At 62.1% G+C, this 9,923-nt stretch carries 11 protein-coding genes and 5 pseudogenes; 14 read left to right on the top strand and 2 right to left on the bottom strand.

Features of this window, described 5'->3' with window-relative positions; genetic code table 11:
* The 5 genes from KBY74_RS11675 to KBY74_RS11695 form a co-directional block, all read left to right on the top strand.
* On the top strand, nt 1-831 hold an 831-nt coding region (locus KBY74_RS11675), incomplete at its 5' end, for a dTDP-glucose 4,6-dehydratase (RefSeq protein ID WP_396123184.1).
* A 436-nt stretch (nt 832-1,267) separates the two neighbouring features.
* Nucleotides 1,268-1,495: a ribbon-helix-helix protein, CopG family gene (locus KBY74_RS11680; protein ID WP_254942854.1), complete on the top strand. Its 228-nt coding sequence runs from the start codon at nt 1,268-1,270 to the stop codon at nt 1,493-1,495.
* Nucleotides 1,492-1,836 (top strand): type II toxin-antitoxin system PemK/MazF family toxin, encoded by a 345-nt coding sequence (locus KBY74_RS11685; RefSeq protein ID WP_254942855.1) that lies wholly within the window; start codon nt 1,492-1,494, stop codon nt 1,834-1,836. Before KBY74_RS11680 ends, KBY74_RS11685 begins: the two co-directional genes overlap by 4 nt.
* 98 nt (nt 1,837-1,934) lie before the next feature.
* Nucleotides 1,935-2,219, top strand: coding sequence for a type II toxin-antitoxin system Phd/YefM family antitoxin (locus tag KBY74_RS11690; RefSeq protein WP_254942856.1), 285 nt, complete (start codon nt 1,935-1,937; stop codon nt 2,217-2,219).
* Complete coding sequence (locus tag KBY74_RS11695) at nt 2,210-2,629, top strand: type II toxin-antitoxin system VapC family toxin (RefSeq protein ID WP_254942857.1); 420 nt, start codon at nt 2,210-2,212, stop codon at nt 2,627-2,629. Before KBY74_RS11690 ends, KBY74_RS11695 begins: the two co-directional genes overlap by 10 nt.
* A 35-nt stretch (nt 2,630-2,664) precedes the next feature.
* Here KBY74_RS11695 and KBY74_RS11700 read toward each other — a convergent pair.
* Nucleotides 2,665-2,814, bottom strand: a pseudogene (locus tag KBY74_RS11700) (DUF86 domain-containing protein); the annotation flags it as partial.
* On the bottom strand, nt 2,811-3,125 hold the full coding sequence (locus tag KBY74_RS11705; protein WP_254942858.1) for a nucleotidyltransferase family protein: 315 nt from the start codon (nt 3,123-3,125) through the stop codon (nt 2,811-2,813). The gene KBY74_RS11705 and the pseudogene KBY74_RS11700, both read right to left, overlap by 4 nt.
* A gap of 166 nt (nt 3,126-3,291) precedes the next feature.
* On the opposite strand from KBY74_RS11705, the gene KBY74_RS11710 reads away from it, so the two are divergent.
* The 9 genes and pseudogenes from KBY74_RS11710 to KBY74_RS11760 all read left to right on the top strand — a co-directional run.
* Nucleotides 3,292-3,528: a hypothetical protein gene (locus KBY74_RS11710; RefSeq protein WP_254942859.1), complete on the top strand. Its 237-nt coding sequence runs from the start codon at nt 3,292-3,294 to the stop codon at nt 3,526-3,528.
* Between the two features lie 36 nt (nt 3,529-3,564).
* Nucleotides 3,565-3,828 (top strand): hypothetical protein, encoded by a 264-nt coding sequence (locus KBY74_RS11715; RefSeq protein WP_254942860.1) that lies wholly within the window; start codon nt 3,565-3,567, stop codon nt 3,826-3,828.
* A gap of 90 nt (nt 3,829-3,918) precedes the next feature.
* Nucleotides 3,919-4,078, top strand: a pseudogene (locus tag KBY74_RS11720) (GDP-mannose 4,6-dehydratase); the annotation flags it as partial.
* A 271-nt stretch (nt 4,079-4,349) separates the two neighbouring features.
* Nucleotides 4,350-6,000 (top strand): annotated as a pseudogene (locus KBY74_RS11735) (IS3 family transposase).
* Nucleotides 6,001-6,261: a sugar nucleotide-binding protein gene (locus KBY74_RS11740; protein ID WP_254942864.1), complete on the top strand. Its 261-nt coding sequence runs from the start codon at nt 6,001-6,003 to the stop codon at nt 6,259-6,261.
* A gap of 1 nt (nt 6,262) precedes the next feature.
* Entirely contained in the window at nt 6,263-6,751 is a 489-nt protein-coding gene (locus KBY74_RS11745; RefSeq protein ID WP_254942865.1) for a hypothetical protein, read from the top strand.
* Nucleotides 6,752-6,772: 21 nt separating this feature from the next.
* A pseudogene (gene rfbB / locus KBY74_RS11750) lies at nt 6,773-7,985 on the top strand (dTDP-glucose 4,6-dehydratase).
* A pseudogene (locus KBY74_RS11755) lies at nt 7,982-9,365 on the top strand (nucleotide sugar dehydrogenase). The pseudogenes rfbB and KBY74_RS11755 overlap by 4 nt, the downstream one beginning before the upstream one ends.
* Nucleotides 9,366-9,519: 154 nt before the next feature.
* Nucleotides 9,520-9,923: hypothetical protein (locus KBY74_RS11760; protein ID WP_254942866.1), on the top strand; the 404-nt coding region annotated here is incomplete at its 3' end.

Consider the following 9,923-nt stretch of genomic DNA (forward strand, 5'->3'; position numbering starts at 1 on the left):
AATCTTGATAAATGTGGCTACGCCAGCGACCTCACCAGTATCGAGGCGCTGCCCCAGGCGGAGGCACGCCACCAGCTCCTCAAGGTGGACCTCACCGATGCGGCGGCTACAGCAGCGGCGGTGCAGCAGGCCGACCCCGACCTGGTGATGCACCTGGCGGCGGAGAGCCACGTGGACCGCTCGATCGAGGGGCCGGGGGCCTTTATTGAGAGCAATGTGACCGGCACCTTCCACCTGCTGCAGGCGGTGCGCGCCCACTGGGAAGGTCTGAGCGCTGAGCGCAAGGCGGGTTTTCGTTTTCATCACATCTCCACCGATGAGGTGTTCGGCTCCCTTGGCGAAACGGGCCGCTTCTCGGAGACCACCCCCTACGACCCACGCAGCCCCTATTCAGCGAGCAAGGCGGCCAGTGATCACCTGGTGAGCGCCTGGCACCACACCTATGGCCTGCCGGTGGTGCTCACCAACTGCAGCAACAACTACGGCCCCTGGCAATTTCCCGAGAAGCTGATTCCGGTGGTGATCCTCAAGGCAGCGGCTGGCGAGCCGATTCCGCTTTATGGCGATGGCGCCAACGTGCGCGACTGGCTCTATGTGGAAGACCACGTGGATGCGCTGCTTCTGGCGGCAACCCAGGGGCAGCTGGGCCGCAGCTACTGCGTGGGGGGCCATGGGGAGCGCACGAACAAAGAGGTGGTGGAGGCGATCTGCAACGCGCTCGATGGGCTCCTGCCCGCCGGCGCCCCCCCACAGCCAGCTGATCACCCGGGCCACGACCGCCGCCACGCGCATCAGCAAGGAGCTGGGCTGACAGCCCAGCCACAGCTTTGATGAGGGCCATACCGCCCCGGTGCGCTGGACCCGGGAGCACCAGCAGGACTGGTGTAGCCAGGTGCGCGATCAGGCGAACTGATCCCGGCATACGCCCTTTATCGTTGTTTGATGAACGCTGGAGGGGATGACACGCCATTTCAACGTGCTCGTGGAGCGCGAGAGCGAAGGTTTTTTGTGGCGTCGGTGCCGGCGTTGCCTGGCTGCCACACCCAGGCACATTCCCTTGATCAGCTGATGGCGCGCATTCAGCCAGCGAGCTTGACTTCGTGGGTGTTCAACGGGTGGCTGTTGAGGCGTGAGCCGCTATCCAGCGGTCACGGTCAGACAGCTGCCGGTGGTGCTGGCTGGAGCTTGAAAAACCGGGCTACCCCGTCAATGCCAACCAAAGGCTTGCAGCCCTCCTATGTTGTTCAACAGATCGTTGAACAACGCCATGGCGATCGGCGTCCGGGTTGGGCCTGAGTTGGAGCGCCGGCTGGACCAGCTGGCGCTCAGTCTTGGCAAGAGCCGCAGCAGCTGTGTGCGGGAAGCCATCGCCCTCTACGTGGAGCGCTTCAGTGGGGGTGAAGAGGCCCTGCGTCAGTCGCGGCTGATCCGCCAGCAAGCCTGCTCCACCCACTGGAGTGAACAGGTGCCCGATTGGTCTGACTGGACGGCATGACGGCCAAGGCATTACTGCGGTCGCAGGTGGTGACGGTGGCTAGCCCGGGTGCCTATTCAGGTAAACCAAGGCCTGCGGTAGTGGTGCAGGCCAATCGCTGGTTGCAGGATCACCCGAGTGTGACGCTGTGTCCGTTGACGAGCACCCTGATCGAGGCCCCACTCGTGCGGCTCTCCGTGCAGCCAACGCCGAGCAATGGCTTGCGCAAACCCTCTCAGCTGATGATCGACAAGCTGTTCACAGTGCCCATGGCCGCGATCGGCGAGGTGATCGGTGTGCTCGAGCCTGCAGCGATGGCCAACTTGGATCTGGCCCTGCGCGGTTGGTTGGAGCTGGGGTAACCATCTTGATGGACTCGGTGATGGCATAACCAGAACTCCAGTTGCGCTCTGGCGGCGGCGGTGCGGTTGGACGAACATGGTCGCCAGCATTAAGCTAGATGGATCAGCTAGCTAGCCTTGCCATGGATGCCGTGTGGACGTTGCAAGACGCCAAAAATCGCTTCAGCGCGGTGGTGGACGCGGCCGCTTGCGGTGGGCCTCAAAAAGTGACGCGGCGCGGCAAGTGGGTGAGTGTGGTGCTTTCGGCCGAGGACTATGAGAGGCTGCAGCGCCTCGAGCAGGCCAGCGCTCCATCGCTGGGGGAACTGCTGTTGCAGATGCCCCAAGACGACGAGCGCTTCGAGCGGTTGCCCCTCACTCCGCGGGAGTTTCCATGTATTTAATCGACACGATGGTGCTCTCCGAGCTTCGGCTGCGCCAGCGCGATCCGGGTGTGGTGGCCTGGATCAGCGGCCAGCGGCAGGAGGATTGTTTTCTCAGTGTGGTGAGCATCGGCGAGATCGAGCGTGGCATCGCACGCAAGCGCTCTAGGGATACTGCTTTTGCAACGCAGCTGGCCGGATGGCTGGATCAACTGCTGCGCTTCTATGGCGATCGGCTGCTGCCCGTGGATGTGGGGGTGGCGCGGCGATGGGGGCTGCTCTCCGCTGAAATCGGCCACGACGGCGCTGATCTGCTGATTGCTGCCACCGCGTTGGAGCACGGCCTCACGGTAGTAACCCGCAACCTGCGGCACTTCACTCCAACGGGGGTGCAGACCTTGAACCCGTGGATGCAGGAGCCTGCGCCATGACCCACCCCATCCCTTCCCTCACCACCCTTGTTCTTGGTGGCCTCGCCAATGACTTCCAGATTGCGGATTACACCGTCCTGAATCAGACGCGAGGAAAGAAAAGCGTCTTCCCCGGACTCTGTGTACTCAGCGATGCGCTCAAGGCAATCGCGAATGCTTTCAAGATAGAGACGGTCCTTGTTCACAGACCCACAGCTTGCTGCAGGATTTCCGAGCGAATCAGAGGATGAAGCGAATCGGGCTCGGCCACATCCACAGGGCAGCCAAGCAGTTGTTCCAACTCCTGACCGATACCCACCAGTGCCGGCAATGACTGATTCGCAGGCAAATCGACCAGCAGATCGAGATCGCTGTCCGCATGCTCCTGATTGAGGGCCACCGAGCCAAATACCCGCAGGTTGGAGGCTCCATAGCGCTGGGCAACCTCCACAAAGGCAGGTCGGAGCCTCTCGAGACGCTCGCGGATGCTGGGTGTGCCCGTACTGGCGATGGTCATCAATCCATTCTGCCCGGGAATCGGAACTACCAATCTGACCCTGGCAACCCCACTAAACCGTGCCAACCTCCCAGTGTGGATCTTCAGGAGGGCAAGCCTTAAAAATCCTGCTCACCGGCGCTGCCTGTTAACGCGGCAGACGCTGCGGAAGCTTCTGGACGCTGTGATGAGCTCAACCGCGAAAGATTTCAGCCATCTCAGGGCTGTTGAGCAAGTTCAACAGTCGCTGGAGTTTGCGGCGGTTGTTGGCGGAGGGGTCGAGCTGGAAGGCAAGTCGGCCTCGATCAAGTCGATTTCGGAGTGCATCCAGCTGAGCAACGCGATTTCTTTCTCGATCCGCTCTGTTCCTTTCTCGATCTGCACTCTTTCGTTCTTCAGCCGCTCGATTTCGCTCTCGAGCTGATTCAGCCGCACCTCTCTGGCGGGATCGCGCCGCCAGTTGAGCATCGACAAAAAGGAGCGGAAGGGAGGCAGCGATGAGCCAGACGCCCCATTGCTGCTGGAGAAGGAGCTGGCGGTGGGGGAGGGAGACGTGGTCATAGGAGGAGAAAAGAGCGATCAGACCAACAACGCTGCCGACGAAGGCTTCCAGCAGGGTTTTGCCGTCAAACCCCAGGCGCCACCAGGGCGTCGAGGTATCCAGATCTTGAAAATCTTCATCCACCCTAAGCAGTCCGTCCTAATTCGACAATCACCATTTTAGTACAGGCGTACTCCTAAGCCAATGCCTGGGGTCACCCCGTCAAAGATGCAAGCCCTGCTCGCCGGCCGTGGGCCTCACCGATGCGGCGGCCACATCAGTGCCGATGAGGTGTTTGGTTCCTTGGGTGAAACGGGCCGCTTCTGCGAAACCACCCCCTACGGCCCCCGCTCGCCCTATTCGGCCAGCAAGGCGGCCAGTGCTCACCAGCTTCAGCAACAACTACGGCCCCTGGCAATTTTCCGAGAAGCTGAAAAACCAGCTCCGCCAGAAGCTGGATCGGTTGCAGCTGATGGGAACCATCGACGACATGCCCTTGGCCTGGACGGTGGATCTGATGCTGCGCCAGGTGCTGCCGTCTGATTTGCTGGTCCCCCTGTCCTTGCGCAAGCCTGACGGCCTACATCCTCGAATCAGACTAGAATTTTGGTCTGAGCTCCAAGGATGGACGCGGTGGATCCCCCGGTTTCAGGAAAGTTGTCACCCCTCTCATTCGTACATCCGGGGGCTTGAGGACATGACCAATGCGTCGTTACAGCGAGGCCGTCAAGGCTGATGTGAGGAGGCGGATGAGCCCGCCGCACAGGCAGAGCGTGGCCCGGATTTCAGAAGAGCTGGGCATTCACCTCGCCACCCTCTACAACTGGAGAAAGGCCTGGCGGTTGCAGGGAGAGGTGGTGCCGTCATCCGAGAAGGAACCAGAGGGCTGGAGCGCTGCCGACAAGTTCACGGTTGTACTGGAGAGCTCTGGTCTCAACGCCACCGAGCTCAGCGCCTACTGCCGCGAACGGGGCCTGTTCCCGGAGCAGGTGGAGCGCTGGCGGCAGGCGGCTCCTACCTCGGCCAAAGGCCGAGCGTGCCGGAGGCACTAGATGCCAACGCCAAGCCGGTGCTGACGATGGCCGAACAGAAGGAGCTTGAGAAGCTCCGCGCCCAGGACCAGCGGGAGATCAAAGCCCTCAGAAAGGAGTTGCAGCGCAAGGAGAAGGCCATGGCGGAAATGGCGGCTTTGCTGGTGCTGCAAAAAAAGTGGGATGCCTTCTGTTCGGAGGACGAGGAAGGCTGACCAGCGCCGTGCACCGGCGGAAGGTGATCGAGTTAATCGGCGAGGCCAATGCTGCGGGCGCCGGCCTGTTGAGGGCCTGCGGTGTGATCGGCATTTGCCTGCGCACCCTCAAGCGCTGGCGGAAGGCCTTCCTGGGAGATGGGGACGGCGTGGATCGCCGTAAAGGCAGTGCTCGCCTGGTAGGACACCGGCTGAGCGAGGAAGAGCGCCAGCGGATCCTGTTGACCTGCAACCAGCCGGAGTACGCCGCACTGCCGCCAGGGCAGATCGTGCCGGCACTGGCCGATCAGAAGCTTTTTATTGGCTCAGAGAGCAGCTTCTATCGGGTGTTGCACCAGGCGGGTCAGTGCCACCGCCGGGGGAGGGCCAGGCTGCCTCAGGAACCACGCTCGGTGCCGCGCCTCAGGGCGGATGACCCAAACCAAGTTTGGAGCTGGGACATCAGCTTCCTGCCGACCACGGTGCGGGGTGTGTGGCTCTACCTCTATTTGGTGGTAGACGTCTGGAGCCGCAAAGTGGTGGCCTGGGATGTGGCCGAGGTGGAGTCGGCTCAGATCGCAGCGGATCTGGTGCAGCGTGCCTGCCTCAAGGAGCGCTACCACCGCCCCAACGGCTTTGGCAGCCGCCAGTGCCACCAGCCACCCCTGGTCCTGCACGCCGACAACGGCAATGCAATGCGTGGGGCCACGCTGGAATCACGGCTGGAGGAGATGGGCGTGCTCAGATCCTTTTCCCGGCCAAGGGTCTCAAACGACAATCCCTACTCAGAATCCCTGTTCCGAACGCTCAAGTATTGGCCGGACTACCCCAGCCGGCCCTTTGCCTGCAAGGACGAGGCCTGCGAATGGGTAGTTGCATTTGTGGATTGGTACAACGACCGGCACCGCCACAGCGGCATCAAGTTCGTGACGCCACATCAGCGCCACAGCGGAGCAGCCAAGGCAATTTGCCAGCAGCGAGCCGAGGTCTACGAGGCCGCACGCTGTGCCAATCCAACTCGCTGGAGCCGGAGCACCCGCTGCTGGCTCCAACCCGAAGAAGTGTGGATCAACAAGCCACCGGAAGAGAACGAACTGGCCCTGGAGTTAACGTTGATGAAGGCCGCTTGAGTGGCAGCAGAGACGTCATCTTTCCTGACAGCTACCGGGGCAGCGAGTTGCTACGACGTGGCCATAGCCGTGGGCGACCTGGCCCAGGAGCTGGGACTCCTGGAGCAGCCGGCGGTGGTGAACCCGCTCACCACCGCCGAGTACCCCCTGCCGGCTCAGCGGCCCAGCTATTCGCTGCTGGATTGCTCGTCGACCCGCTGGGTGCTGGAACTTCCCGCCGTGCCTTGGCGCCAGGCGCTGCGGCGGCTGCTGGAGGCGTGAGATGAACTTAAGCGCGATACAGCTCAGCCAGCTCTTGGCTGTAGAGCAGCGTCAGCAATCGCTGGAGTTTGCGGCGGTTGCTGGCGGAGGGGTCGAGCTGGAAGGCAATCCGGCCTCGATCAAGTCGATTTCGGAGTGCATCCAGTTCAGCAATGCGAGATCTTTCTCGAGCTGCATCCTGCGCTGTTCGGCGGCGGGATCGCGCCGCCAATTGAGCATCCGTAAAAACGAGCGGAAGGGAGAGAGCGATGAGCCATACGCCCCATTGCTGCTGGAGAGGGAGCTGACGGTGGGGGAGGGAGACGTGGTCATAGGAAGAAAACAGAGCGATCAGACCAACAACAGTGCCGGCAGATTTGCGAAAAACCCGGCTTCCAGAACTGCTGTGCCGTCGAACCCCAGCCGCCACAAGGGCAGTGGTGCATCCAGATCCCCAGAAGCTTCATTCACCCTAAGCAGCCTGACCCGATTAAGGCAACCAACAGATTAGTACATGCGTACGCCTCCGTCTATGCCTGAAGCCGCCCCGCCCGACGTATCCGCCCTCCTCGCCAATCGCCGCCGCATCCTGGTGACCGGCGGCGACGGCTACGGCCTCCGGCCCACTCCGTGAACATCGGTGGGGCCGTGGTGCGACGCCTGCTGGCCGAGAGCGATGCCCAGGTGTTCAACCTCGACAGTGCGGCTACGCCAGCGACCTATCCAGCATCGAGGCGCTGCCTGAGGCGGCCGAGCGCCACACCCTCCTCAAGGTGGACCTCACCGATGCGGCTGCCACGGCGGCCGCCATCCAAAAGGCCGACCCCGACCTAGTGCTGCACCTGGCGGCCGAGAGCCACGTGGACCGCTCGATCGAGGGCCCCGCGGCCTACGGCTCGACAAGCTCGCCGGACTTCGTCTACATCGACAGCAACGTGAGCGGCACCTTTCACTTGCTGCAGGCGGTGCGCAGCCACTGGGAGCAGTTACCCACTGAGCGCCAGGCGTGCTTCCGCTTCCACCACATCAGCACCGATGAGGTGTTCGGCTCCCTGGGGGCCACGGGGCGCTTCTCAGAAACCACCCCCTACGACCCGCGCAGCCCCTATTCTGCTAGCAAGATCGCCAGCGATTACCTGGTGAACGCCTGGCACCACACCTATGGCCTGCCGGTGGTGCTCACCAACTGCTCCAACAACTACGGCCCTTTGCAGATCCCCGAGAAGCTGATTCCTGTGGTGATCCTCAAGGCGGCGGCCGGCGAACCGATCCCCCTCTATAGCGATGGCGGCAACGTGCGCGACTGGCTGTATGTGGAAGACCACGTGGATGCCCTGCTGCTGGCCGCCTGCCGGGGGGAGCTGGGGCGCAGCTACTGCGTGGGCGGATCTGGTTCAAACGGAACAGCCAGCGAGCGCACCAACAAAGAGGTGGTGGAGGCGATCTGCAACGCCCTCGATGCCCTGCGCACGGCCGGCGCCCCCCACGCCCGCCTGATCACCCGTGTCAGCGACCGCCCCGGCCACGACCGCCGTTATGCGATCGACCCAACGCGGATCAGCACGGAGCTGGGCTGGCAGCCCCGCCACAGCTTTGAGGAAGGCCTGGCGGCCACGGTGCGCTGGTTCCTGGCCAACCAAGCTTGGTGGCAGGGGCTGCGCAAGCGATCGGGGTACGGCGGCCAGCGCCTCGGCCTGGCTTCTCCGTCATCCACTCCCCCAGCCCTCACAGCAGCACACCGATGAAACCCACACCCATCCCGATCCAATCGATCTGCTGCATCGGCGCTGGCTACGTGGGCGGGCCGACGATGGCGGTGATTGCTGATCGCTGCCCTGAGGTGCAGGTCACGGTGGTGAACCTTAATGCCGAACGCATTGCCGCCTGGAACGACCCCGACCTGGCCCAGCTGCCGGTGTACGAGCCCGGCCTCGATGCGGTGGTGGGCCGCGCCCGCGGTCGCAACCTGCACTTCTCCACCGCCGTGGAGGAGGCGATCGCCGCCGCCGACATGGTGTTCATCTCGGTGAACACCCCCACCAAAACCAAGGGCCTGGGGGCTGGTCAGGCCAGCGATCTGAGGTGGGTGGAGGCCTCTGCCCGCACGGTGGCCAAAGCAGCGCGAGGGCACACGATCGTGGTAGAGAAGAGCACTCTGCCCGTTCGCACGGCAGCCGTGATCCAGCAGATCCTGAGCTCAGCAGAAGACCAGGCGTTGTTTTCGGTGCTCTCCAACCCCGAGTTTCTGGCGGAGGGCACGGCGATCGGCGATCTGGAGGATCCCGATCGGGTGCTGATCGGTGGCGAGGATCCGGAGGCGATCGAGGCCCTGGCAGGGATCTACGGCCAGTGGGTGGCTCCCGAGAAGATCCTGCGCACCAACCTCTGGAGCAGCGAGCTCAGCAAGCTCACCGCCAATGCCTTTCTGGCCCAGCGGATCAGCTCGATCAACAGCATCGCCGCCTTCTGCGAGGCCACCGGCGCTGACGTGCGCGAGGTGGCCAAGGCGATCGGGGCCGACAGCCGCATCGGGCCAAAGTTTTTGCAGGCGGGGCCTGGTTTTGGCGGCAGCTGCTTCCAGAAGGACATCCTCAACTTGGTGTATTTGTGCCGCCACTACGGGCTAGAGGAGGTGGCGGCCTACTGGGAGCAGGTGGTGCTACTCAACACCTGGCAACAGCACCGCATCGCCAAGCTGGTGGTGAACAAGCTGTTTGGAACGGTGACGGGGAAACGGATCGGGGCGCGGCTTTGCCTTCAAGGCCGACACCAACGACACCCGCGAATCACCGGCGATCCGCATCTGCCGCGATCTGTTGGAGGAGGGGGCGGTGCTGCAGATCCTCGATCCGAAGGTGGAGGAAGGTCAGATCAGCGCGGATCTGGGTCAGTCCGGCGGCGTGGGCGAGGGCAGCTGGAAGCGGTTGGCCGACCTGCATCAGGCGGCCAGCGGCGCCGATGCCCTGGTCCTGCTCACCGAGTGGCAGCAGTTCGCCCAGATTGTCTGGCCGGCTATGGCTGCGGTGATGCGTCAGCCTACCTGGCTGTTCGATGCCCGGGCCAAGGCCGATGCTGCCGCCGCGAGGGCGGAGGGCCTGAAGGTGTGGACCGTGGGGGAGGGATGAAGTTGCTTGTCACATTTGCACACAAAGTAGAGCATTTAAACGCTTCCGAAGCTTCAAGACCAGGCGAAGCAATCAATTCATCAACAACCAATCCCACATTTACAAGTCACCTAAACAATCTACCCAAGCAGATATAACCTCAGTTCGTCCTCCAATGAGCTCATCTCAGTCATCAAAACTTCTGATCAAGGCAGACAACGCTTTTAGGCATAACAGATGGCAGGAAGCACTTCAGTTATATACTGAATGCAAGTTGAGCCCAACTACTGAAAACGAAAGAAGGAGAGCCGAAATCGGGGCACGCATATCCATGCGTCACATTAAAAATTATGCCTTACCAGAAAACATAGATCTACTGCCATCGCTATCTTTGGGGCCACTCACCGAGGACTGCGAGAAATTACTCAAACTCGCACCTTGTATAGAGCCACATCCTACAAAAGAGTATATTGGCGACGTCATCAACGCGAACTTCACGCTCAACTTTGCAGTAGCACTGAAACTGTTCTTGCAATCACCTTGGCAGACCTCACTAGGATTAATCGCGCAGCTCATAGT

Origin of the sequence: Cyanobium sp. A1C-AMD, from assembly GCF_024346495.1 — a bacterium.
GTDB classification, from domain to species: domain Bacteria; phylum Cyanobacteriota; class Cyanobacteriia; order PCC-6307; family Cyanobiaceae; genus Cyanobium_A; species Cyanobium_A usitatum.

Excerpts from the sequence above, each read along its gene's own strand:
- KBY74_RS11680 (WP_254942854.1), top strand. The coding sequence starts at position 1,268 with ATGGCGATCGGCGTCCGGGTTGGGCCTGAGTTGGAGCGCCGGCTGGAC.
- KBY74_RS11685 (WP_254942855.1), top strand. The coding sequence starts at position 1,492 with ATGACGGCCAAGGCATTACTGCGGTCGCAGGTGGTGACGGTGGCTAGC.
- KBY74_RS11690 (WP_254942856.1), top strand. The coding sequence starts at position 1,935 with ATGGATCAGCTAGCTAGCCTTGCCATGGATGCCGTGTGGACGTTGCAA.
- KBY74_RS11695 (WP_254942857.1), top strand. The coding sequence starts at position 2,210 with ATGTATTTAATCGACACGATGGTGCTCTCCGAGCTTCGGCTGCGCCAG.
- KBY74_RS11705 (WP_254942858.1), bottom strand. The coding sequence starts at position 3,125 with ATGACCATCGCCAGTACGGGCACACCCAGCATCCGCGAGCGTCTCGAG.
- KBY74_RS11710 (WP_254942859.1), top strand. The coding sequence starts at position 3,292 with ATGAGCTCAACCGCGAAAGATTTCAGCCATCTCAGGGCTGTTGAGCAA.
- KBY74_RS11745 (WP_254942865.1), top strand. The coding sequence starts at position 6,263 with ATGAACTTAAGCGCGATACAGCTCAGCCAGCTCTTGGCTGTAGAGCAG.